Origin of the sequence: Pseudoduganella rhizocola, from assembly GCF_045984285.3 — a bacterium.
In the GTDB taxonomy this organism is placed as follows: Bacteria; Pseudomonadota; Gammaproteobacteria; order Burkholderiales; family Burkholderiaceae_D; genus Rugamonas.
In genome coordinates this window covers 659,905-683,711 of sequence record NZ_JBJQIK030000002.1, presented here as the reverse complement: position 1 = coordinate 683,711, position 23,807 = coordinate 659,905, and the positions used below count along the sequence as shown (strand labels likewise).

The window sequence follows — 23,807 nt, the reverse complement described above, 5'->3', positions numbered from 1 at the left end:
AGTCAATGGACAAAATGTCCCAGCTTTGTCTGGAAAGTGTCAGGCCGCCGCTTCAGGCAGGGGGTGGAAGGCGATGGGCTGCTCCAGGATGGCTTCGCCCATTTTGCTGTGCGGCCTGGGCAGCATCTCCTCCAGCGTGACCTCGTCCAGCACCCGCAGGAAGGCTTCGGCCGCCTTGCCCAGCTTGGCCTTCAGTGCGCAGCCCTTGTGCAGCGCGCAGCCCTGGTTGTTATGGTCGAAGCACTCGGCGATATGGAAGTCGGACTCGCTCTGGCGCACCACCGCGCCGATGCTGATATCGGCGGGCTCCATGCGCAGGCGCAGGCCGCCGTTGCGGCCGCGCACCGTCTCCACCATGCCGCTCACGCCCAGCTGATGAATCACCTTGGTCAGGTGGTTCTTTGAAATGCCATGCAGGTCGGCGATATCCTGGATCGTCACCAGCTTGTCGCGGTGCATGCCCAGGTAGATCAGGGAGCGCAGGGTGTAATCGGTGAACGAGGTAAGTCTCATGGGAAAACCTTAAACATACATTTCAAATATTGCTTTATTACCTGCAACAAAGTAGCATTCCTGGTATAGCTTAATCCAAGGCGGCGCAGATGCCCATAAACCGTTTGTATCAAAGTGAATCAACTGCAAGCCCGCTTCCGGGGGCTGCGCTATGGCGCCTGGGCTTCCGGCCTTTCTATCTGCTGGCGGCGCTGTTTGCCGTGATTTCGGTGCCGGCCTGGGTGCTTCAAGCCACCGGGCACGCCAGCCTGAAGCTCGATCTTCCATGGCACATGCATGAGATGGTATTCGGGTTTGCCGCTGCCGTCATCATCGGATTTCTGTTTACCGCCGGACGCAACTGGACTAACCAGCCCACGCCGTCCGGCGCGCATCTCGCGGCGCTGTGCGCGCTGTGGCTGGCCGGCCGCTGCGCCATGCTGGCCTCGGCCGCTTACGGCTACCATCCGGCACTCGCCGCCATCGACGCACTGCTGCTGCCGCTGGCCGCCTGGCCGCTGTACCGGGCCATCCGGCGCGCCGCCAGCCACCGCAACCTGCCCATCATCGGCATCCTGGCGCTGCTGGCCGCCTTCAACCTCATCTTCCACGCCTCCATGCTGGGCTGGCTGGCGCTGTCGCCGCTGGCGCCCGTCCATGGCGCCATCCTGCTGATCACCATGCTGGAAGCGGTGATGGGCGGCCGCGTGATTCCCATGTTTACCGCGAACGGCGCGCCGGGCAGCAAGCCGCGCAGCCGCCGCTGGCTGGAGCGGGCCAGCCTGGCCTCGCTGGCACTGGCGGCGCTGGCCTGGCTGCTGGCCGGCCCCGGCATGCTGGCGGCGCTGGCCTGCTTCGCCGCCGCAGCCCTGCATGCCGCGCGCCTGCTTGGCTGGCATCCCGCCAGCACCTTGCGCCTGCCCCTGCTATGGGTGCTGCACCTGGCCTATGGCTGGATCGCAGGCGGCCTGCTGCTGCTCGGCCTGGCTTCACTGGGCATGGGCAGCGCCAGCACGGCCTTCCATGCGCTGGCGGTGGGCGCCATGAGCGGCCTGATCATCGGCATGGTCACGCGCACCGCCCTCGGCCACACGGCCCGTCCCCTGCGCGCCGGGCGCGCGGAAACCGCCATGTATCTCCTTTTGGAGACTGGCGCGGTGCTGCGCTTGTGTGCCAACCTTGCCAATGCCGGAAGCCGAAACCAAGTCTTGCTCGCCGCCGCAGCCTGCTGGTCGCTCTCCTTCCTGCTTTACCTGATCGTTTATGCGCCCTACCTGAGCCGTCCACGCCTGGACGGCCGGGACGGCTGAGGACATTCATGGATACCGTCACCATACTGCTGTCATCCTTCATCCTGTCGATAACAGGATTGTTCGTGTTCATCTGGTCGCTGCGCAAGCGGCTGTTCGACCCCACTTCGGCGGCGGCCAACGTCATCTTCTCGGAAGGCGAAATCGGCCATGGCGAAGAACCTGCGGCCAGCGCCGCGCAGAAGGCGGGCCTGGCGCAGCCGGTGGCCGGCGAACAGAAACCCGTGCTGGACGCCGCGCAGCAGCAGGCCATGCAGCGCGAACTGGCCGAGCGCGTGGAGGCGGACCGTTCGTCCGCCTTCACCACCTTCGTCTTCCTCAGCTGCGCCATCGTGTGGCTGCTGGTGGCAACGGCCGCAGGCCTGGCCAGCTCCATCAAGCTGCATGAGCCGGACTGGCTGGTGCAGCAGGCATGGCTTACCTTCGGCCGCCTGCGCACCATCCACCTGAATGCGGTGGCCTATGGCTGGGCCCCGATGGCGGCGCTGGGCATCGCGGTCTGGCTGCTGCCACGGCTGCTCAAGACCCACCTGGTGGGCGCGCGCTTCGCCATCCTCGGCGCCATGCTGTGGAATGCGGGCCTGATCGCGGGCCTGGGCTGCATCGCGGTCGGCATCAGCGACGGCATGGAGTGGCTGGAGATTCCGTGGCAGGTCGATATCCTGCTGGTGGCGGGCGGCGCGCTGGTGGGCCTGCCGCTGGTGTACACGCTGCAAAGCCGCAAGGTGGACCACCTGTATGTATCGATCTGGTATATGGGCGCGGCGCTGTTCTGGTTCCCCATCCTGTTCCTGATCGGGAACCTGCCTGCGGTGCACTTCGGCGTGCAGCAGGCGGCCATGAACTGGTGGTTCGGCCACAACGTGCTGGGACTGTTCTACACGCCGATGGCGCTGGCCTCGGTCTACTACTTCCTGCCCAAGATTATCGGGCGGCCGGTGCAGTCCTATAACCTGTCGCTGCTCGGCTTCTGGACGCTGGCCTTCTTCTACGGCCAGGTGGGCGGACACCACCTGATCGGCGGACCGGTGCCGGGCTGGCTGATCACGCTGTCCATCGTGCAGAGCGTGATGATGGTGGTGCCGGTGATTTCCTTCTCCATCAACCAGCACCTCACGATGCGCGGCTACTTCTCCAAGCTGTTCTACTCGCCGACACTGCGCTTCATCGTCCTCGGCGGCATGATGTACACGCTCAGCTCCATCCAGGGCTCGCTGGAAGCGCTGCGCAGCGTGAACGTGGTGGCGCACTTCACCCACTTCACGGTGGCGCATGCCCACCTCGGCCTGTACGGCTTCTTCAGCATGGTGATGTTCGGCGCCGTCTACTTCGTGATGCCGCGCGTGATGGCGTGGGAATGGCCGTATCCGAGCCTGATCGCGGCGCATTTCTGGCTGGTGGTGCTGGGCTTCTCCATCTACTTCATCGGCCTCACCATCGGCGGCTGGCTGCAAGGCCTGTATATGCTCGATGCCGCGAAGCCCTTCATGGAATCGGTGCGCGTCACCCTCCCCTGGCTGCAAAGCCGCTCCGTAGGCGGCGCCATCATGGCGCTGGGCCACGTGCTATTTGCAGGCCACTTCATAGCCATGGCTTTGCGCCATGGCCCACGCCGGGTGGGCGCGGCGCTGCTGCATACGCGCGCCACGCCATCGGCCATTCCGGCAGGAGCCTGATATGCAGGACGAACTGAAATTACTGGGCGGCGCCATGGTCACGCTGGCGCTCGCAACGTCGGCGCTGGTGGTGGTGCCGCATATCCAGCTGCGCGACGGCCAGCCCCCTGCGGCGCTCAAGCCCTATACGGCGGCGCAGCTGCGCGGGCGCGACGTGTATATCGCCAACGGCTGCATCTACTGCCACTCGCAGCAGCCGCGCGACAAAGCCTTCGCGCCGGACGACCAGCGGGGCTGGGGCCGCGCCTCGGTCGCCGCGGACTATTACTATGACAAGCCGCACCTGCTGGGCACCATGCGCACCGGCCCGGACCTGTTCAACATCGGCGCGCGCCAGCCGAGCGCCGACTGGCACCTGGGCCACCTGTACCAGCCGCGCGCCTATGTGCCGGGATCGATCATGCCGTCCTATCCCTACCTGTTCGACATCAAGGATGCGGCGGACCCGGGCGACCGCGTGGTCAAGCTGCCGCCGGGCTACACCCCTGCAGGCAAGGTAGTGGTGGCAAAGCCCGAGGTGATGGACCTGGTGAGCTATCTGCAGGGCCTCGACCATACCTATCCCGTCCTGCAAGGAGAGCGTCATGGCCGATGAGTTGGACAGCCTGGAAGCGCAGCAGCGCGAAAATCCGGACCCGCATGAGAAGAACCGGCCGGTGCCGCTGGTGGTGCTGGTGGTGGTGCCGCTGCTGCTGTTGTGGGCGGTGGGCTATATCCTCGTCTCGCAGCGCAATGACGATCCGGCGCTGGGCGATATGCGCACGCTGGCCACGCTGGAAGGCAAGCCTGCCGCGGCGCCGGGCGCCGCGGTGGATGGCGCGCAGGTCTATGCGGCGCAGTGCGTGGCCTGCCACCAGGCCACTGGCGCCGGCCTGCCCGGCGTATTCCCGCCGCTGGCCGGTGCGGACTGGGTCACTGGAAAGGAAGCGCTGGCCGCGAACATCGTCCTGCACGGCATTACCGGCAAGCTGACGGTGGGAGGCAAGGAATACAACGGCCAGATGCCGCCCTTCAAGGACAAGCTCAGCGACGCCGAGATTGCGGCGGTGCTGTCGCACGTGCGCACCAGCTTCGGCAACAGCGCGGGACCGGTAACGGCCGATGCCGTGAAGGCGGTGCGCGAGGCGGGCAAGGAGCGCAAGGAGCCGTGGAGTGGAGACAGTGAGCTCGCCAGCCTCAAATGAAGACGCGCGGCGCACGGCATATGCCGTCGCCGCTATCCTGCTGACCGGCCTTGCGGCGATATGGCACGCAACGCTGGGTTTTCGGGTGGTGGCGACGGAGGACGGGCGCCGCCTGTCGGTTGCCGAAGCGCCGCTTGCCGTCCCGGCAGTGCAGGCGGCCCTTGCTTCCGGCGAAAGCGGGACACTGCCGGCCCTGCTGGCGCGTGACGGCCGCGTTACGCTGGCTACCTTCATCTACACCCGCTGCAACGCCGTGTGTTCGGTGCTGGGCAGCGAGATGCAGCAGCTGCAAAGGGAAATCCGCGCGCGCGGCCTGCAGGATCGTGTGCGCCTGCTCAGCATCAGCTTCGACGCGCACGACACACCGGCCGTGCTGGCGGCTTACGCGCAGCGCATGCAGGCCGATCCGGCCATCTGGCATTTCGCCGCCATCCCGGACGCCGCCGAGCGCAGCAGGCTGCTGGCACAGTTCGGCGTGATCGTGATTCCCGCGCCGCTGGGCGAGTTCCAGCACAACGCCGCCTTCCACACCCTCACCCCGGCCGGCCGCCTCACCGCCATCACCGATTACGACACCCCCATCGCCGAGCTCGCCGGATGGCCGTACCCGTCCACCTTGGGGTCAGGCACCAAAGTGGACACAGGCTCTACCGGTTCAGCGCCTGAGCCCGTGTCCACCTTGGTGCCTGACCCCAGGGTGGACACGGGCCCGGCTGTAGGGAGCCGGAGATGAGATGGTGGGCGGGGATGGCGCTGCTGGCGGCGGCGTGGCTGTTGCGGGCCATGCTGGAGGCGTCCATGGTGCTGCATATGTTCGTGCAGCTGCCCGCCATCACCGTGGCAGGGGCGCTGCTGGCGTCTCCCGCGCTGCTCAGGCACTGGCGCCACGCCGATGCCCATGGGCTCAGCAGCTTCACGCTGCTGCTCGTCGTCAGCGCCTGCTGGATGATCCCGCGCGCCCTGGAAATGAGCCTCACCCAGCCCCTGGCCGAAGCGGGCAAGTTCGCTTCCCTGCTGCTGCTCGGCGCCGTGCTGCCGGATGCCATGCGGCGCGCCAACGCCGTCATCCAGCTTTTCTTTATCGGTAATTTCTGCTGGATGGGCGCCATCGCCGGCATCCAGTACCAGAACATGCCGCAACGCCTGTGCAATGCCTACGCGCTGGACGAGCAGATCCTGGCCGGCGTGCTGCTGGTCGGCGCCTCGGCCGCCGTCGCGCTGGCATGGTGCATCAGGCACTTTCCTTCAGGAGAATCACATGAGCATCGAACGCTTTGAACATGACCACGGCGAAATCCACGCCGGCATCCACGAACTGCGCAAGCTGATCGCCACCGGCATCGAACGCAATGCCGCGCCCATCACCCAGCTGCTGCTGGCCATGAGCGCATCCATCAAACTGCACCTGGCGGTCGAGGACCGCGTGGTCTACCCGGCATTCATGGCATCGACGCAGCCGGCCATGCAGGCGCTGGGCCGCAGCTATCAGGAGGAAATGGGCGGCATCGCCCAGCGCTATATGGAATTCGCGCGGCGCTGGAACCTGGCGAACCGCGTGGCGGCGCAGCCGGACGCCTTCCGCGCCGAAGCGAACGATGTGTTCAAGGCGCTGTTCCTGCGCACCCGCCGCGAGGAAGCCGAGCTTTACCCGGCCTACGCGAAGCTGTAATCCTCAATGCAGGGTGCGCGGCCGGATACGGCGGCGCGAACGCCGCTTGGAGGCGTAGGCGTCATGGGCGTAGCGCGATATGAAGGTCGCCAGCCCGCGCCCGGCCTGGGCCAGGGCCTTCATCGTCTCCACGCGGGCACGGCCCGCGCTGCCGTAGGTGTAATCGTAAATATCGCCGCTGACGAACTCGACTGAGATTTTCTCCCAGTCAATTTCGTAGGCGACGACACCGGAATGGCCTTCAATATTGCGATAGCGTTTCATGCGCCGAGTGTAGCCCGGCGCAGAAATCAGCGGCGCGCCATCGGATTCGGCAGGGGTTCCGCAATTTTATTCAGCAGATTGCGGTCCATATGGTGGAAAGGTTCGTTTTCCTTGCCGCGAATCAGCATGACGGTGTCTTCGTCATATGCCCAGCTGCCGTCATCGTTGACCGTGACCTTGATGCGGTACTCGACCGTGCGGAAGCCGTATTCGAGGAAGGGATTGGACAGGATGCCGTGGTTGGCGTCGCCCTGCTTCGCCACCAGCTCGAAGCTCTTCGCATCCGGCTCCACCGTGCCCTGCGCCATGGCAATCTGCCCGCGCGGAATGGCCAGCGTCTGGATCACGGTCTTGGTGGCCGGCTCCCACAGGAAGTAGCCGACCTGCTCGTGGTAGGTCTTCACATTGTCCGGCTTGTTTACAATGAGCACATAGCGCAGGCCGTAGAACAGCTGCGGCCCGTTCGTCACCGGGTCGATCGGCGCCAGCTCGATGCGCTCCACATAAGCCTGCTTGCGCGGGCCATCGGCCTTCGGTTTGATGTCGAGGCCGCGCGTGCCTTCCCAGGTGCCGGCGAGCGCACGCAGCGGGCCAAGATTGTCCAGGGTATTGATATCGACGGTGGACGGTTCGGTGTAGATATCTTCGGAGAATTCATTCATACAGGCAATTTTAGCCTAATGAACGGCCTCCAGTGTCAGGACAGAGAGCAGGCTCACCAATTTGGCAGTGTCCATGGGCTTCACAAAGTAATGGTCGAAGCCGGCCGCAATGGACCGTTCCTGGTCTTCCTTGCGGCCGTAGCCCGTCACCGCCACCAGCTGGACCTGGGCCGTTTCCGGCAGCTTGCGCAGCCGTGCAGCCAGCTCATTACCGTCGATATCGGGCAGGCCGATATCGAGGAAGCAGACCTGGGGACGGCGGCTGCGCGCCAGCTCCAGCGCTTCGGTTGCACGGTGCGCCACGCTGACCTCATGCCCGGCCGCTTCGAGGAAAAGCGCCAGCGTCTGCGCCGCATCGATATTGTCGTCCACCACCAGGCAGCGCAGGCGCACGTTTTGCGGCACCGCGCGCGCCATCGGCGCGCCCGGCCCGGCGCCCGTCTCGGGCAGTGGCTCATGGGGCAGCCGGACGGTGAAGCTGCTGCCCTTGTCCAGGCCCGCACTGGAAGCGTCCACCGTGCCGCCGTGCAGCAGCACCAGGGTGCGCGCCAGCGCCAGGCCCAGCCCAAGGCCACCCTGCGAGCGGTCCGAGGTGCGCTCGGCCTGCGTAAACAGTTCGAACACCCGCGCCACCAGTTCAGGCGCCATGCCGATGCCGTCGTCCGCCACTTCCAGCGATACCTGCCCGCCTTCACGCTGCAGGCGCACCCGGATATGGCCGTACTCCGGAGTGTACTTGGCGGCATTGTTCAGCAGGTTGGCCACCACCTGCACCATGCGCTTGTGGTCCGCGTGCACGCCTACCGGCTCGGGCGCGATCTCCAGCTGCAGCTGCTGCCGCTTGCTCTTGAAGAGCGGATAGGCCTGTTCCACCGCGTCTTCCACCACGCTGCGCAGGTCCAGCGGCTGGCGGTTCAGCTTCACCAGGCCGCGCGTCACGCGCGACACGTCCAGCAGGTCGTCGATCAGGCGCGTCATGTGCTCCACCTGGCGCGAGATGATTTCGGCGGTGCGCGACACGGAGGGATTGTCCGCATGCGCCATCTTCAGCACCTGCGCCCCGGAGCTGATGGGCGCCAGCGGATTGCGCAGCTCATGCGCCAGCATGGCAAGGAATTCGTCCTTGCGCTTGTCCGCCGCCTGCAGCGAGGCGGAGGCGGCATCGCGCTCCAGCTCCTTCTTCTGCAGGGCCTGCGCCATTTCATCCAGCGAGCGCGCCAGGTCGCTGATCTCTTCGTTCTCGTAGCGCATGCCGGTGCGGGTATCGAGGGAACCGGAAGCAATGCGGTTGGCGGTGCTGGCCAGCGTCTGCACCCTGCGCACGATCAGCACATCGCCGCCGAACCACGCGGCGAGCAGCGCCAGCGTGATGGTGGCCACCAGGCCCACGGTGGCGATCAGCTGGTCGCGCGTGGCCGCGGCCACAATTTCCTCGTAGGGAATGCCGATCATGACCGTGTAGTCGGAGACCTCGTGCGCCCCCACGCGCGCGAAGGCGTAAAGACGTTCCACGCCGTCCGCATCGTTCAGCACCATCGGCACTTTCGGCTGGCGCGCGTGCAGGCCAAGCAGGGGCTCGGGCAGCTTCTTGCCGAAGAACTGCGCCGGCTCCGGCCGGTGCGTGATGATGGTGCCCTCCGCGTCCGCGGTCCACAGCAGCGAACCGGGCGAGAGCTGCACGTCGAGCACGAATTTATCCAGCTCGGCCAGGTCCAGCGCGGCGAACAGCACGGCCTTCACTTCGCTGCCCTGGATCACGGGATAGGTGAGGTTGATGGTGTGCTTGCCGATTACGCGGCCGAACACATAGTTCCCCGCGATGAAACGGCGTTCGCTGATGGCGCGCTTGAAATGGGGGCGGTCGGCCAGGTTGACCAGGCCGACCGAGGCCACCGCGGAACAGGTCACGTCCCCGTTCAGCTGGATCACGCCGAAATTCACGAAGTCCGTATTCTTGGACAGGATGTCGGACATCAGCAGGCTGCAGTCCTCCGGATTGCCCAGCACATCCGGAATGCTGGACAGGTCGCGCAGGATCTGGCGCGCGCCTTCCAGCGACTGCGCTTCGTTGGCGGCCGCCAGGTTGGCCACGCGCTGCAGGTTCTCGCGCGCCACCTCGATGGCGTGTTCGCGCTCGCGCAAGCCGGTCAGCACAGTCATGGCGGCCATCGGCGTGATGGCGAGCGCCACCAGCAGGATCAGGCGCCCGCGCAGACTGTTCAGACGTAGCAGCGCCATATGCAGCTTTCTTTAGCCTTCCGCCATTCGGTTCCCAAGTGCAATGATGGCGTTGACACCCTTGCGCAATGTTGTCTCATCGTCGGCAATATACCCGATCCGGATGAAGCCGGGGCAGCCGAGCGCCTCACCGGGCATGATGGCCACACGGTACTCCTCGATCAGGGTTTCGGCAAAGGCAACGGTGTCTCGCGTCAGGCCGGAGATATCGCCCCACAGGTAGGGGCCGGAGTCCGGCGCATGCATGGTGATCCAGGGCACGGGCGCAAACATGTCGACCACCAGGTCGCGCCGCACGCGGTAGTCGGCCAGCAGCTCCGGCACGTCGCCCACGGCGAATGCCGCTTCGGCCGCGACCTGGCTCAGCGCCGGCACCGCCGCCGTGATCGGTCCCTGCAGCGCTTCCATGGCTTTGACCCAGACTGCGGGCGCCGCGGCAAAACCGGCGCGCCAGCCCATCATCGCGTAGCTTTGCGAGGCCGAGAAAATGGTGACGATGCCGAGCGCTTCCCAGTCCGCGCAGGCGGCAAGGCTGTGGTGCACGCCTTCGAAGATCAGCTTCTCGTAGCTTTCATCGACGATGGCATGGCAGCCACGCCCGCGCAGCCAGTCGGTAATGCAGTCCAGCTCCGTCCTGGTGAAGACCTTGCCGGTGGGGTTGTGCGGGTTGTTGACGATGAGGACCTTGGCGCGCGGCAGGCGGTCCATGAAGGCCGCGTCGATCACGTCCGGCTGGTCCACCAGCACGATGTTCAGGCCAAGCAGTCCGGAGGTGGCCACATACGCCGGCCAGTGCGGGCGGAAGACGATCACCGTATCGCCCGGATCCGTCATCACATACAGGGACTGGTACAGCGCCTGCTTGGCGCCGTTGGTGACGATCACATGGCAGGCCTCGGCCGCCATCCTGTTCTCATCGCGCAGCTTGGCGGCCAGTTTCGCGCGCAGCGCGGGGGCGCCGCCCACCGCCGTATAAGGCAGCAGCGGCTCCTGCAGCGCTTCCGCGACCGCGGCACGCACGGATTCAGGTGCGGGAAAGTGTGAAATGGCGATCGAAAAATCGATCACGCTCTCGCCTTGCAGCTTGAGGATGTCCACCCTTTCATGCATGGCGGTGGTGGCCAGCGGACGTGCCGCCGCGATGCGCTTCGATACCTGCATGATGCCTGTCCCCGGTAAGAATTGTCTGAAACAATTTTACCAAAGTGCAATCTTTTTGCAGGGCGCGAAATCCTATCGTGCGCGCCCTTCCCGCATACCCTTTTCTTATGCGGCCAGGGTGAGCGGATGCTTCAGCAGGCGCCCGATTTCCGGCGCCGGCAGCGGACGGCTGAACAGGTAGCCCTGCATTTCGTCGCAGCCGTTCTGCTCCAGGAAACAGCGCTGCTGCGCGGTCTCCACGCCTTCGGCGATCACCCGCATATGCAGCTGGTGCGCCATGGAGATGATCGCGCGGGCAATGGCCTGGTCGTCCGGATTGCTGTCCAGCTCACGCACAAAGGATTTGTCGATCTTCAGACGGCTGATGGGGAAGGACTTCAGCGAAGCGAGGCTGGAGTAGCCGGTGCCGAAATCGTCGATCGAGAGCGCAATGCCCATCGCTTCCAGCTCGCGCATCTTGTCCACCGCCTGCTGCACATCGCGCATGATCAGGCTCTCGGTCACTTCCAGTTCCAGGAAGCCGGGATCGAGGCCGCCGTCGCGCAAGGCGTCCGCCACCCGGTTCACCAGCCGGCGGTCATCGAACTGGCGCGGCGACACATTGACCGACACGCTCAGCGAAGGCAGGCCTTCATCCTGCCAGGCGCGCAGCTGGCGGCAGGCTTCGCGCAGCACCCATTCGCCTATCTGCACGATGGCGCCGCTCTCCTCGGCCAGCGGTATGAACTGGTCCGGGCGCACCATGCCGCGCTCCGGATGCTCCCAGCGCACCAGCGCTTCCACGCCGAAGATGCGGCCCGTGTCCAGCTCCACCTTGGGCTGGTAGACCACGCGCAGCTGTTGTTCGTCCACGGCCTTGCGCAGGCCTTCCATCAGCGCCAGCTTCTCTTCCAGCGTGGCGTTCATTTCGTGGGCATAGAACTGGCAGTTGTTCTTGCCCAGCTCCTTGGCGCGGTACATGGCGGCGTCCGCATTCATCAGCAGCGTGTCGGCATCGTCGCCATCGTGCGGGAACACGGCCACGCCGATGCTGCAACTGACCTGCACCTGCTGGCCTTCCAGCGTGATGGGATGAACCACCGCTTCCAGCACCTTTTCCAGCAGCGGCATGGCGTCGGCCGTGCCGCCGTGCTGCTGCGGCAGCACCAGCACGAACTCGTCGCCGCCGAAGCGGCCCACGGTGTCGGCGCGGCGCACGCAGCCCACCATGCGTTCGGCCACCACCTTCAGCAACTCGTCGCCCGCGGTGTGGCCCATGCTGTCGTTCACCAGCTTGAAGCTGTCCAGGTCCACGAAAGCCACCAGCAAGGACTGCTGCTGGCGTTCCGCCTGCAGGATGGCCTGCTGCAGCCGGTCGCCGATCAGGCTGCGGTTCGGCAGGCCGGTCAGCGTGTCATGGTGGGCCATGTGGACGATGCGCGCCTCGTTCACCTTGCGTTCGGTGATATCGCGCACGATGGCCACCACGCCGCCCTCCACGCCCACCACCTGCCAGTGGATCCACTCCACGGAGATTTCCGGCATGTCGTTGCGCCATTCCTCCTGGTGCACGCCGCCGTTCTCGGTAATGTGGACCAGCTTTTCCAGGATGCCGTTGCGGCGCATGCCGGGCAGCCAGCGGCACAGGGAGTAGCCGTGCAGCTCATGCTTGCTGCGGCCGGCCATCTGCTCGGCGCGCGAATTGGCCGCCAGGATGCGGAAATCGACGATCGCGCCATGGCGGTTGCGCTCCGCCTCCAGCACGAAGAACGCGTCCATGCTGGCCTCGGAGGCCGCCGCATAGGTTTCCTGGTCGCGGCGGATGCGGCGCCGTGCCTTCGCCCCCTGCCAGGACCAGAACCACACCAGGCCCGCCACCAGCAGCAGCACGCCGCTGGCAATGCCCGCTTCCCACATATGGCTGCGGCGCTGCTGGCGGAAGCCCGCCATCTGTTCCTCTTCCGACAGGCCCACCACCGTCACCAGCTTGTAGCCGTGCATGGCGCGCGCCGCCGTATAGCGCGGCACGCCGTCTACCGGTGTGGGAGCTGCGGTAAGCTCGTGATGGAAATCGGCCTGGCTCAACGGCGCGCCCGAGGACTGCTGTTCGCCGATGCGCAGCGAACGCGCGATGCCGTCGTCGCCCAGCACCCCCAGCAGGCCGAATTCGCCCTGGCGCGAGCGCTCATAGCCGCTGGTGAAATAGGCCGGGTCCACCTCCACGATGGCGATGCCGGCGAAGTCGCCCCTGGCGTCGTTCAGCCGGCGCGTGAAGTGCAGGTGCAGCTCGCGGTTGGCGCCGTCGCGCGTGGCGCGAGCCACATACAGCGCGTCGCTGCTGTTGCTGCGGTGCGATTCGAAGTACGGCATGCCGGCCACCGAGATCGGGCGCGCGGCGGGATGGCTGGCCACGATATTGCCCTGTGCATCGGCGATGCCGATCACGAACACCAGGCCGGAAGGCAGCAGTCCCTGCTGCCCAAGCTCGGCCAGGGCGCCTTGCGCGCCCTTGCGTTCCACCGCGTACTTGACGACCTTCAGCGTCTGGTCGATGCCCGCTACGTTGCGCGCCACCTGGGCCTCGTAGGTTTCCAGCAGCTCGCGCACCGATTCCGCCGCCGCCTGGCGTGCCGCCGCCTCTTCGTTGCGGATGAAATGGAAGGTCGCGCCCCAGATCACGGCCAGCAGCAGCAGCACGAACAGGGGCAGCGAGACATAGGTCTCCAGCCCCAGCCTGAGCCAGCGCGTGCGCTTGTTTTCGCTTTGAACGGGCGGCATCAGTGCACCACCAGTACGGCACGCACGCCGGCATCCAGCGCGGAACGGTCGATGTAGCCGATCATGCCGGGATTCTCGGCCACCAGCCTGCGCACGGCCAGGCTGTTCGCCAGTTCGCGTGGCGGCTGGCCGCGTCCGGTGAAAATACGCTTGGTCCAGTAGGCTTTCATCAGGGCCGGCGTGCGGTTCGCCACCTTGCGGTAGAACTCCTCGCGCAGCGGATCGCCCAGCATGAGGTCTACTGCAGTGGCCTCGCTGCCGTCCGGGAAGCGCGCCGTCTCGGCCAGGAACAGTTCGGCCACCTGTTCGGTGCGCAGCGCAGTGACGGCGCTGCGCGCCGAGACGATGACCACCAGTTCGCCGGAGTGGGCGGCGGCCGTCAGCAGCAACCCGGCCAGCAGGCATAAAGTCTTGAGCATCAACATGGCCTGCCTGCTCAGAAGACGAAGTCCACCACGGCGCTGTAGACGCCGAAGCTGTGCCCGGACCGGAAGCCCGGCTGCACATTGATCAGGGTGCCCTGGCTGCCTTCGCGCGGGCGCACACGGTCATATTGAAGCTTCAGCGCATAGCCGCTGGCGAAGTCCCAGCGCAGGCCTGCGGCGGTGGAGCGCTGTACGCCGATCATGGTCAGCTGCCGGCTCAGTTCCGCGTTCAGCACGGCGGCCTGCGCCGCCATCGGAGGCGGCAGGCCGGCGGTAGGAATCCCTGCCGTGGTGGATGCCATGTTCAGGCCCACGCTCGAATAGCTCAGGTAAGGCGTGAAGGCGCCGAAGCGGTAGCCGCCGCTCAGGTACCAGGCCTTGCGGTCGCCCAGCATGGAGCGCGCATTGACGCGCGCCGCCTCGCCCATCAAAAACCAGTTGCCCGGATCATAGTTGAAACCCGCGCTATAGGCGCTGATGCGCTTCGCGTCCAGCCCGTACTGCGCCGCCAGCGCGGCCCCGCTGCTGCCGAACTGGCCCAGGGCGCGGAAGAAGTCTTGCGCCAGGTCGGTATGGATCCGGGCCGACATGGCCGTGACACGCACACTGAGGTCGCCGCTAGTGGCAACGTTGGAGATGCTGGCGATGCCGCGCGCTTCCGCGCTGGACTCGCTGCTGATCGCGACGCGGGTGCGGCCGTACAGCAGCTGGGTTTCATTGCGGATGCCGGCCACATTCCAGCGGTAGCTCGCATCCACGCCGTCGCTGTTGCTGACCGGGAGGGAGCCATACAGCTCCACCGGCGTGCGCACCCAGGGCAGCGCATAGCTGGCCTTGCGGTAGTCGGCGGCCAGGAAGGCCGGCAGCGCAATGCGGCCCAGGCGCACGCTCAGGTCCGGCGTTGCCTGGTATTTCACATTGGCCCACTCCACGTGCGGGCGGTAATCGCCGTTCACGGTGCGCTCGGATACCACCTGCACCACGGCGTACCACTGCTTGTCCGCGTTCAGCGTAAGCTGGGCGCCGAGGCGGCTGTCCACATCCATGCTCCAGGCGCGCGTGTAGCCGGCGTGCCCCGGCGTGAGCGGGCTGGCGGTGAAGTCGGCATGGCGCTGTTCGGAATGCACGGCGCCGATGGTGCCGAAGCCGCCAAAGGTAAAGGCAGGCGCGCCGGCGCTTTCCTGCGCGAACGCCGGCGGCGCGAGCATGAGCGCAAGCGGCAGGACAAGGTGATGCGAACGAGGTTGGTACTTGGGCATGCGCACTGTGGTTTTCGACAAACGGCATCCCGCCACTCTTTGGCAAGCAAAAAAGATGGGGAGAATAAGTTACATGCGGCGAACTGGCCGGTCTGATAAAGCGAAAGGCACGGAGGTGGGGTGCCGCAAGATTCTCACACTTTATAACAGCCCCCTGTGACTGTCGATCAGTTTCCATGTAGAACTACCGCTTAGCCGCGCAGAAACAACATCCGATCAGGTAGACTGGAGCCCGTGTTAACAGCGAAGCTAGAAAAAATGGAACTTTCCTGTGGAACGCTCGTCATTAACGGTGAGCGGCAGATATTGCTTTGCCACGTTACCGGCACCGCGCAGTGGGATATTCCCAAGGGGCTGATGGATGAAGGCGAGACGCCGCTGCAGGCGGCGCGGCGCGAGCTGCTGGAGGAGGCCGGCCTGTCTTTCGACGAAGCGCGCTTCCTTGACCTGGGCCGCTTCGACTACCGGCGCGACAAGCGCCTGCACCTGTTCCGGGTGGATGTGGGCGACGAGCTCTGCACCCTGGAGCAGCTGAAATGCACCAGCTTCTTCCCCCATCATGTAACGGGCGAACCAACGCCGGAAGCGGATGGCTTCCGCTGGGCCGCGCGCGAACAGATCTCTACCCTGTGCTGGCCGCGCATGGCCCAGCGCCTGCTATCCCTCGACTGGTGACAGCGGTGCGTTCGACGGGCCGTGCAGTACCTGGCCCTTGGTGTCGAAACGCGAGCCGTGGCAGGGACAGTCCCATGATTTCTCGTCCGCGTTCCAGTGCACCGCACAGCCGAGGTGCGGGCAGGCGGCGCTGAGCCGCGTCAGTTCACCGTCCGGCGCCTTGTAGACCGCGATCAGCTTCCTTCCTTCGCGCACCAGAGCGCCCTCGCCCGCCGGAATCTGCTCCGGCGACGCCGCTTCGCCGCGCTTCAGCCAGTCCGCATACTGGGCCATGGTATTGGCCTGCTCCATGGCAAAGTCGCCCAGGCCATGCAACGGTTTGCGGGCCGGATCATAGAGTTCCGTCCAGGGATTGCTGCGGCCCTGGATCAGGTCCGTCACCAGCATGGCGCCTGCCGTGCAGTGCGTCATACCGTTGCCGGAATCACCGGTGATGAGATAGACCGAACCGTTGTCCGCCGGGTTGCGGCCGAGGTAGGCCACGCCGTCCGAAGGCTCCATGATTTCGCCGGACCAGCGCCATGCCGCTTCCTGCACCTGCGGGAAGCGTTCGCGGGTCCAGGCCTCTATCTGCTCGTAGCGTGGCTGCGGGTGGCTGTCCTGCCCGACCTTGTGGTCCGCGCCGCCGACGATCATGATGTCGTGCGTGGATTCGCCCTTCTGCACATCGAGCCGCACATAGTAGTAAGGATCGCCCGTATCCCACAGCAGGAAAGGCTGCAGGGCGCCGCGCGGCACACGCAGGCCCACCACATAGCTGCGGTAGCCGGCCACCTTGGTGTGCATCACGAAGCGGTCGTTGAATGGCGTGTTGGTCGCCACCACGACGGACTTTGCCGCCACGCGGCCTTTTTCGGTGACGACCGTTGTGTCCTCGATATCGCGCGCACGGGTGCTGCCGTAAATGCGGCCGCCGAGCCGCGTTACGGCGCGCGTCAGGCCGCCGAGATACTTCAGCGGATGGAATTGGGCCTGGTGGTGGAAGCACAGTGCCGGTCCGGTGTCCCAGCCCAGGCCGGGCGCGCGCAGCAGGCGCGTGACGGCAATGCCCAGCCGTTCGCAGGCAGCGAACTCGCGGTCGACGATGTCGGCGCCGCCGTCCGGCGCTGGAACGAGGTAGCCGTCCAGGCGCAGGAAGTCGCATTCGATCTGCTCGCGCTGCACGATCTCTTCCACCAGCTCAGTGGCTTTCTTGTAACTGTCGCGCAGCAGCGCCGCCCGCTCGCGGCCGAAGCGCTTCTCGATATTGAAGTAGCGCTCATCGGGCGGAAAGAAATGCGCCGTGGTGCGGCCGGTCTCGCCCTGCCCCACGTCCAGCGCATCCACCAGCACTACCGAGCGCCCCTCGCGCAGCAGCAGGTAAGCCGCCGTGAGCCCGGCGATGCCGCCGCCGACAACGCAAACATCCGCCTCCGCGTTGCCCTCCAGCGGCGCATGCTGCGGCAGGTCGGCGCTGGCATGCCATAGCGATTTGGTATCCATCCTCGTGTCCCCCGCGCAGGCGGCGACATACCTCAATGCGAACGGCGGCGTTTCAGCAGGTACCAGGCCGCGCCGGCGACTGCCGCGCCGATGGCGGCCTTGCGTACCAGCCCCGCCTTGTTGTGCTCCCACTCGGCCTTGATGCCCATTTCAGCCAGCACATTGGGGACTTTGCCGCGCGCCAGGTCTTCGCCGATCCCTTCCACCATATCGACACGGTCGGCCAGCAGCAGCATGAGCCAGTGGCGGATATCGTTCTCCGTCCCCTTGTAGGCGACCCTGCGCAGCAGGCCGCTCAGGCCGCGCGGCGGCGCACTGGTGCCGAACAGCGGCGTGATGCCCGGCCTTTCGGGCGAACAGAAAACTTCGATATCGCGCGGCTGCTGGGTGAGTTCTCCCTCCGGCACATCCAGCCTTTGCGGCATGCGCTCCATCGGCACGGCCGGGCGGTTGGCACGGTCGAGGTCTGCGCCCCAGCCCTGGATGGCGCTGCGGTCCGGCACGGGGCGGTGATGATGATGTTCATGTTCCATGGTCAGCTCCTCAATGCCGCGCACCGGGCGGGATCAGAATGGTCTTGATGCAGTTATCCAGCTTGCCGGAGAAGATGTGATATGCATCCGACACTTCTTCCAGCGGCACGCGGTGGGTGATGATCTCCCTCGGGCTGATGCGCCCGGCCTGGATATGCTCGATCAGGCGCGGCAGGTGGCGCTTCACGCTGGCCTGATTCATGCGCAGCGTTAGGCCCTTGTTCAGCGCATTGCCGATGGGGACGGCATTGAAGGTCGGCCCATACACGCCAACGATGGAAACATTGCCGCCCTTGCGCACCGAGTTGATGGCCCAGTGCAGCGCCGTGGCGGAACCGGCCTGCAGCATCATGTAGCGGCCGGTCAGCGTCTGCATCGCGTTGCCTGCGGCCTCGCAGCCCACGGCATCGATGCACACATCGGCGCCCAGCCAGTCCGTCATCTTCTTGATGTGCAGCGCCATATCATCCACTTCCTTGAAGTTGATGATCTCGCACTGCGCATAGCGCCTGACGAACTCCAGCCGGTATTCGATGTGATCGACCACGATCACGCGGCCTGCGCCCATCAGCCAGGCCGACTTCGCTGCGAAGATGCCAACCGGACCTGCGCCGAAAACCACCACGGTATCGCCTTCGCGGATATCTCCCATCTCGGCAGCCTGGTAGCCGGTGGGCAGCGCATCGGTCAGCAGCACGGCATCGTCTTCGTGCAGGTCGTGTGGAATGACCGTGGGTCCGACATCGGCCATCGGCACGCGCACATATTCGGCCTGGCCGCCGTCGTAGCCGCCGGCCGTGTGGGAGTAGCCGTAGATGGCGCCCACTGCCGTCGCTTCCGGATTCGTGTTGTGGCAGTTGCCATAGAGTTCGCGATCGCAGAAATAGCAGGAACCGCAGAAGATATTGAAAGGTACCAGCACATGGTCGCCCACCTTCAGCTTCTGCACGGCCGAGCCCACCTCCTCCACGATGCCGATGAACTCATGGCCGAAGGTGGTGCCGACGCGCGTGTCCGGCACCAGGCCGTGGTAGAGGTGCAGGTCGGAACCGCAAATGCAGGAACGGGTAACGCGGATGATGGCATCGCCGGGATGCTCGATGACGGGGTCTGGCTTGTAGTCGGCCCGCACACGATAGGGGCCACGGTAATTCATAGCTAGCATGCTGCTCTCCTGGTGAAGGACCGACCGCAGCAAAGCCGCACCGTTCAGGGGCGGCTTTGCATGGCGCTGGGCGGATCAGCGAGTTGGCGGCGGCGTGGTTGCGGTGCCGCTGCTGGTATTGGTGCTGGTACCGGAGCTGCTGGTACCGCTCGTGCCCGAGGTGTCCGAGGTGCCGGTCATGCCGGACGAACCGCTGGTGCCGGAAGTGCCGGTCGTGCCGGAAGAACCACTGGTGCCGCTTGTGGTGCCGGAGGTGCCGGAGGTGCCGGAGGTGCCGCCAGTGCCCGACGTCCCGGTGCCCGATGCGCCAGAGCTGTTCATGCCGCTTGTGCCGCTGGAACCGCGCCAGGTATCGGTGCCGCTGTCGCCCCGGTTACCGCTGCCGCTCGTACCGGACTGGCTGCTGCCGCTGCTCATCGAGCTGTCGGTTGAGCTGGAGCCTGCAGTACCGCTTGCACCGGAAGAAGTGCGGTCAGCAGAGCTGTTGGACTTCTTCTGTTTTTTCTTCGAAGTGGACTGTTTCTGCGGGTCAGTGCTGGTGTCCGTCGACTGGGCAACCACACCTGCGCTGACCAGCAATGCAGTAAGAATCAAGGCGATTTTGCTTTTCATGGGTATCTCCTTCAATGAAATGCCGCGTCAGTAGCGGCCAGCAAAAATTGTCCCACGGCGCTTTGGCAACGCACGTAGGACAACGCCCCTTACATCAGTCAGAACCTTGCGAAGTAATGGATGTGCAGACGTCCTTTCACGCCGCCCGCGCGTTCGCCGAGAGCTGTGCACGCAAACGCTGCGCTTCCTGCTCCGCCTTGTCCATGCTGGCCAGCTTCACATGGCCGTAACCGCGAATCTGTTCGGGAAGCTGGGCAAGCTTGAGCCACACTGCCTTATTGTCCGAGGTCAGGTTTGCGCACATTTCATCGAGGAGCGCGAAGTAATCATCGCGCAGTGCGCGTTCGCGCTTGCGTTCCGCCGTATAGCCGAAGAGATCGAGCGGCGTACCGCGCAGCACCTTCAGCGGCGCCAGCATGCGGAAGGCAGGCTGGATCCAGCCACCGAAACGCAGCTTGCGCTTGCCCAGTATGGGAGGCGCCAGGTGGAAGTTCAGCTTGTATTCGCCGCCGAACTGGCCGGCAATCTGCTGGCGGAACTCGTCGGAGGCATGCAGGCGCGCCACCTCATATTCATCCTTGTAAGCCATCAGCTTGAACAGATAGCGGGCCGCCGCTTTCGCCAGCGGCGTGCGCGACTGCTCGCCATCCAGCTCACGCTCCCTGGCCTCAATGCGGCGCACCGCATCCACGTAGCGCTGGGCGTAGGCTGCGTTCTGGTAGCGTTCCAGGCGTGGCATGCGCTGCGCGACCAGCTCTTCCAGCGATGCCGGGGCAGTGAACTGGATGACTTTCGCCCGCGCGCCCGACAAGCGCTCCAGCGCAGCAGCATCCGCTGCCGCGATACGGCCCAGCAGCAGCGCTTTCTTGTTCATCTCCACCGCCACATTGTTCAGCTCCACCGCCCGCAGCAGCGCAGTCATGGAAACCGGGACCAGGCCCTTCTGCCACGCATAGCCCAGCATCAGCATATTGGCGGCGATCGGCTCGCCCAGCAGGCGGCCGGCGACTTCCTGCGCATCGATGGCATACACGCGGTCCTCGCCCGCCGCACAGCGCAACTGGGCGAACAGGCCGGGCATATTGTTGCTGGCGTCCGGATTTCGCGTGAAGGCGGCGGTAGGAATCTCGCGCTCGTTGGCGATAATGGTGGTATGGCCATGGCGCATTACGGCCAGCGCATCCGGCATGGCGCCGACCACCAGGTCGCAGGCCAGCACGGCATCGGCCTGCTGCAGGTCGATGCGCACCTGGTTCAGCGCAGCGGGCGACGAGGCCAGGCGCACATGCGACATCACCGCCCCGCCCTTCTGCGCGAAGCCCATGAAGTCCAGCGTGGAGGCGCCCTTGCCTTCCAGGTGGGCCGCCATCGTGATGAGGGCGCCGATGGTGACGACGCCGGTACCGCCAACGCCCGCCACCAGCATTTCGAAAGGCTTGCCGTAATCGTGCGGCGCCGGCAGCGGGTAGGCAGCCAGCGCGCGTTCGAGGTCGGCCAGCTCCAGCTTTGCCGCTTCCGGCTTTTTCAATTCGCCGCCAATGACGGAAACGAAGCTCGGGCAGAAGCCCTCCACGCAGGAGAAGTCCTTGTTGCAGGAAGCCTGTTCGATCTGGCGCTTGCGGCCCAGTTCCGTTTCCAGCGGCAGAACGGACAGGCAGTTCGACTGCACGCCGCAGTCGCCGCAGCCTTCGCACACTTCCGCATTGATGACCATGCGGCGCGCCGGATCGGGGAACTCGGTATGCGTCGCGGTGTTTTTCTTGCGGCGGCGGCGCTTCTCGGCGGCGCAGGTCTGGTCGTAGACCAGCACGGTCACGCCCGGCGTATCGCGCAGCTCGCGCTGCACCTGGTCCAGGTCGCGGCGATGGTAGACCTTCACGCCTTCCGGCAGGGTGACGTCTTCATAGTTATCCGGTTCGTCGGTGACGACCACCGCACGCACCACGCCTTCGGTCAGCACCTGCTGCACGATCTGCGGCACGCTCAGTTTTCCATCCACCGGCTGGCCGCCCGTCATGGCGACAGCATCGTTGTACAGGATCTTGTAAGTGATGTTGGCGCGTGCCGCGACGGCCTGGCGCAGGGCCAGGAAGCCGGAATGGTAGTAGGTGCCGTCGCCAAGGTTCTGGAACACGTGCTTCTTGCCCACGAAGCGCGAGGCTGCAACCCAGGTCACGCCCTCGCCGCCCATCTGCGTCAGCTGCACGGTATCGCGCTGCATCCAGGTCGCCATGAAGTGGCAGCCGATACCGGCGATGGCAGTGCTGCCTTCCGGCACGCGGGTGGAGGTATTGTGCGGACAGCCGGAGCAGAAGTAAGGCGTGCGGACCGCATTGCCCGGATTGGCCTGCACATCGGCGGCGCAGAACGCCGGCAGGTACTGCTGCAGGCCAAGCTGCGGCAGGTGCGGCGCCAGCCAGCGGATCAGGGCCGGTGCGATGCGCGACGGCCGCAGCTCGCCGATGGCGGCCAGCATGGGCTGCCCGGCCAGGTCGGTCTTGCCCAGCACCTGCGGGCGTTCGCCGGCTGGCCGGTTGTAGAAATGGTTCTTGAGCTGCTGCTCGATGATGGGATCTTTTTCCTCCACCACCAGCACCTCGGCCAGCCCCTCGGCAAACTGCGCGAGGCGCTGCGGTTCCAGCGGCCAGGTCAGGCCCGGCTTGTAGAGGCGGATGCCCAGTTCTTCCAGCCGCTGCTGGGTGAGGCCCATGCGCTGCATTGCTTCCAGCAGGTCCAGGTAAGCCTTGCCCGCACTGATGATGCCCAGCGTCGCGCCGGGCGCCTGGGTGATGAAGCGATCGATGGAATTCGCCTGCGCGAAGGCGCGCACGGCGTTCAGCTTCTCGGCCACGCGCTGCTCGATCTTCAGGCTTGGCAGGTCGGGCCAGCGGTAGTGCAGGCCCTCGGCCGGATACTGGTAGTCCGGCGCTGCGAACACGGGCATGGGCGGCAGCTCGACTACCGCCCCGCCTTCCACGGTCTCCGAAATCGCCTTGAAACCCACCCAGTTGCCGGAGAAACGCGACAGCGCCCAGCCATACAGGCCGAACTCCAGGTACTCCTGGATGTTGGACGGGTTCAGGATCGGCATACTCCACGCGATCAGCGCCTGCTCGCTCTGGTGCGGCATGGAGGAAGACACGCAGCCGTGGTCGTCGCCCAGCACCACCAGCACGCCGCCGTGCGGCGAGGAACCGTAGGCATTGCCATGCTTGATGGCGTCGCCGGAGCGGTCCACGCCCGGGCCTTTGCCGTACCACATGGCGAACACTCCATCGACGTGGCGGGTGGGATCGGTTTCCACCTGCTGCGTGCCGAGAACCGCCGTGGCGCCAAGGTCTTCATTGATGGCGGGAAGGAACTCGATGCGGTGACTGGACAGCTGCTTCTGTGCGCGCCACATCTCCTGGTCCACGGCGCCCAGCGGCGAACCGCGGTAGCCGCTGACGAAGCCTGCGGTATTCAGGCCATTGGCGCGGTCCAGGCGCTGCTGCATCATCAGCAGGCGCACCAGGGCCTGGGTGCCGGTGAGGAAAACGCGGCCCGTTTCGCGGGTGAGGTTGTCCTGCAGGCGGTAATCGGGGTCGGCCAGTGTCTCGGCTGGCTGCGCCGCTGCGAGGGCGGCGGCGCTGTGCGCGGTATGAGCGTTCATATGCTTCTTCTAAGGCAGGAATCGAAGAAGAAATGATAGTTCGGCGGTGGCGGAATAATATTCCTGCTTTTTCAAGACAACGGTAGAATTGAGTAAGTTCCTTTCGATTTTTACGTGAATATGAAAAATCATTCCCTTGACCCCGCATCCGTGCGGATTCTGGCCGCCCTGCAGGACAACAGCCGCCTCTCGACGGCCGAGCTGGCGGAGGCGGTCGGCCTGTCGGCAACCCCGTGCTGGCGGCGCCAGAAAGAGCTGGAAGACGGCGGCTACATCACGCGCTATGCGGCGCTGGTGGACCGGCGCAAGGTCGGGCTGATGGTGTGCTGCCTGGCGCACGTATCGCTGAACCGGCACTCGGCAGGGATAGTGGAAGCTTTCGAAAGCGCGATGCAGGCGCGCGCAGAAGTAGTGGAATGCTACGAAACGACGGGCAATTCCGACTACACGATCAAGGTCATCGTGCCGGACATGGAGGCCTACCAGAACTTCCTGCACGAAGTAATGTTCAAGCTGCAGGGCGTATCCCAGATCAACACCAACGTCGCCCTGCGCGAAGTCAAATACAAAACCGCCCTGCCCCTATAGTCG

General features: G+C 65.4%; 22 protein-coding genes. 10 read left to right on the top strand and 12 right to left on the bottom strand.

Translation table 11 applies throughout. From position 1 onward, the window contains the following. Window positions 1-39: 39 nt before the first annotated feature. Window positions 40-513 (bottom strand): RrF2 family transcriptional regulator, encoded by a 474-nt coding sequence (locus tag ACJRPG_RS06870; protein WP_407999296.1) that lies wholly within the window; start codon window positions 511-513, stop codon window positions 40-42. An 89-nt stretch (window positions 514-602) separates the two neighbouring features. On the opposite strand from ACJRPG_RS06870, the gene ACJRPG_RS06865 reads away from it, so the two are divergent. From ACJRPG_RS06865 to ACJRPG_RS06835, 7 genes are read left to right on the top strand one after another with little or no spacing between them, the layout of a single operon-like run. Further along, window positions 603-1,802 carry an NnrS family protein gene (locus ACJRPG_RS06865; RefSeq protein WP_407999295.1) on the top strand — a complete coding sequence of 400 codons (1,200 nt, stop codon included), beginning with the start codon at window positions 603-605 and terminating at the stop codon, window positions 1,800-1,802. An 8-nt stretch (window positions 1,803-1,810) separates the two neighbouring features. After that, on the top strand, window positions 1,811-3,478 hold the full coding sequence (locus ACJRPG_RS06860) for a cbb3-type cytochrome c oxidase subunit I (RefSeq protein ID WP_407999294.1): 1,668 nt from the start codon (window positions 1,811-1,813) through the stop codon (window positions 3,476-3,478). A gap of 1 nt (window position 3,479) precedes the next feature. Next, the gene (locus ACJRPG_RS06855; RefSeq protein ID WP_407999293.1) at window positions 3,480-4,073 is read left to right on the top strand and encodes a cbb3-type cytochrome c oxidase subunit II; all 594 of its coding nucleotides are present in this window, start codon (window positions 3,480-3,482) and stop codon (window positions 4,071-4,073) included. Further along, window positions 4,063-4,662: a c-type cytochrome gene (locus ACJRPG_RS06850; protein ID WP_407999292.1), complete on the top strand. Its 600-nt coding sequence runs from the start codon at window positions 4,063-4,065 to the stop codon at window positions 4,660-4,662. The genes ACJRPG_RS06855 and ACJRPG_RS06850 overlap by 11 nt, the downstream gene beginning before the upstream one ends. Further along, window positions 4,640-5,395 carry an SCO family protein gene (locus tag ACJRPG_RS06845; protein WP_407999291.1) on the top strand — a complete coding sequence of 252 codons (756 nt, stop codon included), beginning with the start codon at window positions 4,640-4,642 and terminating at the stop codon, window positions 5,393-5,395. The genes ACJRPG_RS06850 and ACJRPG_RS06845 overlap by 23 nt, the downstream gene beginning before the upstream one ends. Next, window positions 5,392-5,940 carry a hypothetical protein gene (locus ACJRPG_RS06840; RefSeq protein ID WP_407999290.1) on the top strand — a complete coding sequence of 183 codons (549 nt, stop codon included), beginning with the start codon at window positions 5,392-5,394 and terminating at the stop codon, window positions 5,938-5,940. Before ACJRPG_RS06845 ends, ACJRPG_RS06840 begins: the two co-directional genes overlap by 4 nt. Then, window positions 5,921-6,331: a hemerythrin domain-containing protein gene (locus tag ACJRPG_RS06835; protein WP_407999289.1), complete on the top strand. Its 411-nt coding sequence runs from the start codon at window positions 5,921-5,923 to the stop codon at window positions 6,329-6,331. The genes ACJRPG_RS06840 and ACJRPG_RS06835 overlap by 20 nt, the downstream gene beginning before the upstream one ends. A gap of 3 nt (window positions 6,332-6,334) precedes the next feature. Here ACJRPG_RS06835 and ACJRPG_RS06830 read toward each other — a convergent pair whose 3' ends face one another. The 7 genes from ACJRPG_RS06830 to ACJRPG_RS06800 form a co-directional block, all read right to left on the bottom strand. Then, window positions 6,335-6,595 (bottom strand): hypothetical protein, encoded by a 261-nt coding sequence (locus tag ACJRPG_RS06830; protein ID WP_407999288.1) that lies wholly within the window; start codon window positions 6,593-6,595, stop codon window positions 6,335-6,337. A 26-nt stretch (window positions 6,596-6,621) separates the two neighbouring features. Continuing rightward, window positions 6,622-7,257, bottom strand: a complete 636-nt coding sequence (locus ACJRPG_RS06825) for an FABP family protein (protein ID WP_407999287.1) — start codon at window positions 7,255-7,257, stop codon at window positions 6,622-6,624. 15 nt (window positions 7,258-7,272) lie between these two features. Further along, the gene (locus tag ACJRPG_RS06820) at window positions 7,273-9,495 is read right to left on the bottom strand and encodes a hybrid sensor histidine kinase/response regulator (protein ID WP_407999286.1); all 2,223 of its coding nucleotides are present in this window, start codon (window positions 9,493-9,495) and stop codon (window positions 7,273-7,275) included. 12 nt (window positions 9,496-9,507) lie between these two features. Continuing rightward, a complete protein-coding gene (locus tag ACJRPG_RS06815; RefSeq protein ID WP_407999285.1) occupies window positions 9,508-10,656 on the bottom strand; it encodes a pyridoxal phosphate-dependent aminotransferase in 1,149 nt (382 codons plus the stop codon). 105 nt (window positions 10,657-10,761) lie between these two features. After that, entirely contained in the window at window positions 10,762-13,413 is a 2,652-nt protein-coding gene (locus tag ACJRPG_RS06810) for a bifunctional diguanylate cyclase/phosphodiesterase (protein WP_407999284.1), read from the bottom strand. Further along, window positions 13,413-13,832, bottom strand: a complete 420-nt coding sequence (locus tag ACJRPG_RS06805) for a phosphate ABC transporter substrate-binding protein (RefSeq protein ID WP_407999283.1) — start codon at window positions 13,830-13,832, stop codon at window positions 13,413-13,415. The genes ACJRPG_RS06810 and ACJRPG_RS06805 overlap by 1 nt, the downstream gene beginning before the upstream one ends. A gap of 17 nt (window positions 13,833-13,849) precedes the next feature. After that, entirely contained in the window at window positions 13,850-15,046 is a 1,197-nt protein-coding gene (locus tag ACJRPG_RS06800; protein WP_407999282.1) for a porin, read from the bottom strand. 309 nt (window positions 15,047-15,355) lie between these two features. Between ACJRPG_RS06800 and ACJRPG_RS06795 the strand changes: the two genes are divergently transcribed. Beyond that, window positions 15,356-15,772 carry an NUDIX hydrolase gene (locus ACJRPG_RS06795; RefSeq protein WP_407999281.1) on the top strand — a complete coding sequence of 139 codons (417 nt, stop codon included), beginning with the start codon at window positions 15,356-15,358 and terminating at the stop codon, window positions 15,770-15,772. Here ACJRPG_RS06795 and ACJRPG_RS06790 read toward each other — a convergent pair. Genes ACJRPG_RS06790 through ACJRPG_RS06780 form a run of 3 tightly spaced genes read right to left on the bottom strand, consistent with a single transcriptional unit; the run spans window position 15,755 to window position 18,952 of the window. Then, window positions 15,755-17,254 (bottom strand): FAD-dependent oxidoreductase, encoded by a 1,500-nt coding sequence (locus tag ACJRPG_RS06790; RefSeq protein ID WP_407999280.1) that lies wholly within the window; start codon window positions 17,252-17,254, stop codon window positions 15,755-15,757. The two genes, ACJRPG_RS06795 and ACJRPG_RS06790, sit on opposite strands and share 18 nt — an antisense overlap. Window positions 17,255-17,286: 32 nt before the next feature. Next, complete coding sequence (locus tag ACJRPG_RS06785; protein ID WP_407999279.1) at window positions 17,287-17,787, bottom strand: hypothetical protein; 501 nt, start codon at window positions 17,785-17,787, stop codon at window positions 17,287-17,289. A gap of 10 nt (window positions 17,788-17,797) precedes the next feature. Beyond that, window positions 17,798-18,952 (bottom strand): zinc-dependent alcohol dehydrogenase, encoded by a 1,155-nt coding sequence (locus ACJRPG_RS06780; protein WP_407999278.1) that lies wholly within the window; start codon window positions 18,950-18,952, stop codon window positions 17,798-17,800. A 94-nt stretch (window positions 18,953-19,046) separates the two neighbouring features. On the opposite strand from ACJRPG_RS06780, the gene ACJRPG_RS06775 reads away from it, so the two are divergent. Next, complete coding sequence (locus ACJRPG_RS06775) at window positions 19,047-19,598, top strand: hypothetical protein (protein ID WP_407999277.1); 552 nt, start codon at window positions 19,047-19,049, stop codon at window positions 19,596-19,598. A gap of 102 nt (window positions 19,599-19,700) precedes the next feature. On the opposite strand, the gene ACJRPG_RS06770 is transcribed toward ACJRPG_RS06775, so the two are convergent. Further along, window positions 19,701-23,216, bottom strand: a complete 3,516-nt coding sequence (locus ACJRPG_RS06770; protein ID WP_407999276.1) for an indolepyruvate ferredoxin oxidoreductase family protein — start codon at window positions 23,214-23,216, stop codon at window positions 19,701-19,703. A 120-nt stretch (window positions 23,217-23,336) separates the two neighbouring features. On the opposite strand from ACJRPG_RS06770, the gene ACJRPG_RS06765 reads away from it, so the two are divergent. Further along, a complete protein-coding gene (locus ACJRPG_RS06765; RefSeq protein WP_407999275.1) occupies window positions 23,337-23,804 on the top strand; it encodes an Lrp/AsnC family transcriptional regulator in 468 nt (155 codons plus the stop codon). Window positions 23,805-23,807 lie beyond the last annotated feature (3 nt).